A 2968-nucleotide genomic window follows, 5' to 3' on the forward strand; every position below is an offset into this window, starting at 1 on the left:
GCCGCGGGACCGGGCCGGTCCATTCCTGTGGAGCATCAGCTCTTCGCGAACTCCGTGGTGAACGCCTCGCAGAACGCCAACAGATCGTCGGGCTTGCGGCTGGTGATCAGGGTGTTCGGTCCGCCCGTGCAGATCTTCACCTGCTCGTCGACCCAGGTGCCGCCCGCGTTGGTGATGTCCGTGCGCAGGCTCGGCCACGAGGTGAGGGTACGGCCGGTCAGGACGTCTGCCTCGACCAGCGTCCACGCGGCGTGGCAGATCGACGCGACCGGCTTGCCCGCCGCGAAGAAGGCCTTGACGAAGGCGACGGCGTCCGCGTCCATGCGCAGCGCGTCCGGGTTGGCGACGCCGCCCGGCAGCACCAGGGCGCCGTACTCCTCGGCCGAGACGTCGCCGACCACTTCGTCGACGGGGAAGGTGTCGCCCTTGTCGAGGTGGTGGAAGGCCTGGATGCTGCCCGGGGCGGTGGAGACCAGCCGCGGGGTGTCACCCGCGGCGGTCACGGCCTGCCAGGGCTCGGTGAGCTCCACCTGTTCGACGCCCTCGGGCGCCACGAGAAATGCGATGCGCATGCTGTGCTCCTTTCCCACGGTCGGGTTTTCCGGATTCACCGGGTTCGGGGTCCGCCAGTTCGCCGGGTGTGCATGCCGATCGGTCTGTCGTCCCGCGCGACCAGCACATCACCGATGCTCCGGTCGCGCATCGGCTGCGACGCGTCGACAGGGCCTTCTCAGCGCGCCGGCCACGCCTCCGGCACCGCCGCCACGGCCACCTCCTGGACGTTGTCGAACACCGAGTCCGCCGGGAGCGCCGTGACCACCTCGCAGAGCCGGTCGGGTGCGTTGCCGTGCCGCAGCATCGCCACCACGGCCTCCCGGTCCGCCGGGAACTGCGTACGCCCCAGATGCCGGGCCAGCTCGAACCGCACCTTCTCGAACTCGCCCGCGGGCCCCGGCCGGGGCGCCCTGTCCGAGGCGAGCTCCGGGTCGTCGTCGGCGACCGGCTCCGGGTCGTGCCACTCCTCGGTCCTGGTCGGGTGACCGGACCGCAGCAGCCCTTGCAGCTCCTGCTTCATCTCGTCGTCCTGGCGTCGGCTGACGCGGTCGCTGCCTCGCTGCATGAATGCATCACTCCATGGTCTTCCGGGGGCCCCGCGGTCTTCCGGGGTGCCCGGCTGGTACCCGACACATGGCGGGCAAACGTCGCGCTCCGCGCCTTTTTCAACTTCCCCGGGGGGAAGGGGGTTTGGGGTCCCGTGGGCGGGGGACCCGAATCGCGGCCGAGAGGCCACTGGGGTAGGGATGGGCTCCGGGCGTGGGCCCGCACCGTCAGGGACGGCGGTTGCGGGGTCCGCGCCCGGAGTCGGTTTACCGCCCGTGCGCCGGGTCACCCGAATTCATGCCAGGCGCCCTGCTCGCGCCCGGCCGTTCCGAGGGAGGCCCGACATGGGGAAAGTGTTCTACAAGCCGCTGGGAATGATCTTCGGCATGGCGGGCGGCATGCTCGCGGGTCTTGCCTTCCGCAAGACCTGGAAGGTGGTCACCGGGGAGGACGACGCTCCCGACGGCCTCGACCGCGACCGCCGCTGGCGCGAGATCCTGCCCGCCGTCGCACTGGAGGGCGCGATCTTCGCCGTCGTACGCACGACGGTGGAGCGCTCGGGTGCCACCGTCGTGCGCCGCATCACGGGCTACTGGCCGGGCTAGGCTACGCGCCCCTCGGGTCCGCACGTCCTTCAGGTCCGCGCGTCCTGTCCGCGCGTCCTGAAGGTCTGCATGCCCTCTGCGCGCCTTGAGCTCTGCACGTCGGTCGGCTGCTTCCGGGCGTGTGCCCCCGGTCACAGATCCGCCCGCTCCCCGTTTGCCCGCAACGGGCCGGGGCAGGCGAACCCCGTGCTTCGGACCGGAGGCACGTCCGTGGGAGCGGAAGTTGGTGCTCCGGGCGTGCGCCGACCGCCGGCAGGCCCCGGCCACGGCTCTCCTCTCACCGCGGTGACACCCATCCGTCTGCACCGTTCCAGAGGTTCCAGGGAGTTACACGATGCGCACTCGTACTCGCACGCCGGGCAAACACCCGCACGACGACGCCCCCGACACGGCAGCCGCCTTCCAGCGGCTCGCCGGACTTCCCGAGGGCCGCGAACGCGACGCGATCCGGCAGGAGATCGTCAGTGCGTGGCTGCCGATGGCCGAGCGACTGGCCGGCCGGTTCCGCAATCGTGGCGAGTCCCTGGAGGACCTGCGACAGGTCGCCGCCCTCGGGCTGGTGAAGGCCGTCGACCGGTACGACCCGGAGCACGGGGCGGTGTTCGAGTCCTTCGCCGTACCGACCATCACCGGCGAGATCAAACGGCACTTCCGCGACCACATGTGGACCCTGCACGTGCCGCGCCGCGTCCAGGACCTGCGCAACCGGGTCCGCGCCGCGCACCAGGAGCTCGCCCAGACGATGGCGGGACGCTCCCCGACGGTCGCCGAGATCGCCGCCCAGGCCGGTCTGGGCGAGGCGGAGGTGCTCTCCGGGCTCGAAGCCCTGGACTCCTTCACCGCGCTGTCCCTCGACGCGGAACTCCCCGGCAGCGAGGGCGGCTACTCCCTCGTCGACGCCATCGGCGGCCCCGACCCGGCCCTCGACGTGGTCGTCGACCGCGAGGCGGTCAAGCCGGGCCTGCGCCAACTCCCCGAGCGGGAACGGAGGATCCTCTACATGCGCTTCTTCCGGGACATGACGCAGCGCAGCATCGCGGAGGACCTGGGACTCTCCCAGATGCACGTGTCGAGGCTGATCACCAGGTGCTGCACGCGGCTGCGCGCGCAGGCACTGAAGGAAGCCGCCTGAACCGGGGGTGCGCGCCTGAACCGACGTGCGCCGGGCCCCGAAACGGGGCCCCGCGCCCCGCGCGCCCGCCTACAGGGGGGTGGCCCGCGGCGGTTGGCCGCCCATCAGAGAAACCGCCCCCCCCCCGCGC

General features: G+C 71.9%; 4 protein-coding genes. 2 read left to right on the forward strand and 2 right to left on the reverse strand.

The features are described 5' to 3' along the window. Positions 1–35: 35 nt before the first annotated feature. Both ACWGIG_RS38245 and ACWGIG_RS38250 read right to left on the reverse strand, forming a co-directional pair. Positions 36–572 carry a type 1 glutamine amidotransferase domain-containing protein gene (locus tag ACWGIG_RS38245; RefSeq protein WP_453326335.1) on the reverse strand — a complete coding sequence of 179 codons (537 nt, stop codon included), beginning with the start codon at positions 570–572 and terminating at the stop codon, positions 36–38. A 158-nt stretch (positions 573–730) separates the two neighbouring features. Beyond that, the gene (locus tag ACWGIG_RS38250) at positions 731–1120 is read right to left on the reverse strand and encodes a DUF2795 domain-containing protein (protein WP_453326336.1); all 390 of its coding nucleotides are present in this window, start codon (positions 1118–1120) and stop codon (positions 731–733) included. 325 nt (positions 1121–1445) lie between these two features. Here ACWGIG_RS38250 and ACWGIG_RS38255 point away from each other — a divergent pair, with 325 nt between their 5' ends. Together ACWGIG_RS38255 and ACWGIG_RS38260 are read left to right on the forward strand one after the other, a co-directional pair. Continuing rightward, a complete protein-coding gene (locus ACWGIG_RS38255) occupies positions 1446–1706 on the forward strand; it encodes a DUF4235 domain-containing protein (RefSeq protein WP_453326337.1) in 261 nt (86 codons plus the stop codon). Between the two features lie 334 nt (positions 1707–2040). Further along, the gene (locus ACWGIG_RS38260; protein WP_453326338.1) at positions 2041–2838 is read left to right on the forward strand and encodes an RNA polymerase sigma factor SigF; all 798 of its coding nucleotides are present in this window, start codon (positions 2041–2043) and stop codon (positions 2836–2838) included. The last annotated feature ends 130 nt before the right edge of the window (positions 2839–2968 follow it).

Source organism: Streptomyces sp. NPDC054863, assembly GCF_053610825.1.

Coding starts and splice junctions, on each gene's coding strand:
- ACWGIG_RS38245 (WP_453326335.1), bottom strand. CDS start 572: ATGCGCATCGCATTTCTCGTGGCGCCCGAGGGCGTCGAACAGGTGGAG.
- ACWGIG_RS38250 (WP_453326336.1), bottom strand. CDS start 1,120: ATGCAGCGAGGCAGCGACCGCGTCAGCCGACGCCAGGACGACGAGATG.
- ACWGIG_RS38255 (WP_453326337.1), top strand. CDS start 1,446: ATGGGGAAAGTGTTCTACAAGCCGCTGGGAATGATCTTCGGCATGGCG.
- ACWGIG_RS38260 (WP_453326338.1), top strand. CDS start 2,041: ATGCGCACTCGTACTCGCACGCCGGGCAAACACCCGCACGACGACGCC.